This is a genomic window from Streptomyces tamarix (genome assembly GCF_032423885.1).
Classification (GTDB): domain Bacteria; phylum Actinomycetota; class Actinomycetes; order Streptomycetales; family Streptomycetaceae; genus Streptomyces; species Streptomyces tamarix.
The window spans coordinates 1-256 of record NZ_JAWCTQ010000125.1 but is presented as its reverse complement, the minus strand read 5'-3'; the positions used below and the strand labels follow the sequence as shown (position 1 = coordinate 256).

The 256-nt window shown below is 60.9% G+C and carries 1 protein-coding gene; it reads left to right on the top strand.

Translation table 11 applies throughout. From position 1 onward, the window contains the following. Window position 1 precedes the first annotated feature (1 nt). On the top strand, window positions 2–256 hold a 255-nt coding region (locus RND61_RS32570), incomplete at its 3' end, for a cbb3-type cytochrome c oxidase subunit I (protein ID WP_315881770.1).

Here is a 256-nt window from a genome sequence, read left to right as displayed (position 1 = left end):
CATGGTCACGTCTATGGAGTCGTCCACTCTTGTGCCCGTGAAGGGGCGGGGTGTGGGGCGTATCGTCGTCGATTGGCTCACCACGACGGATCACAAGAAGATCGGGCACTTGTACCTGATCACGTCGTTCGGGTTCTTCCTCTTCGGTGGCCTGCTGGCGTTGATGCTGCGCGCGGAGCTGGCCCGTCCCGGGATCCAACTGCTCTCCAACGAGCAGTACAACCAGACCTTCACCCTGCACGGCACGATCATGCTG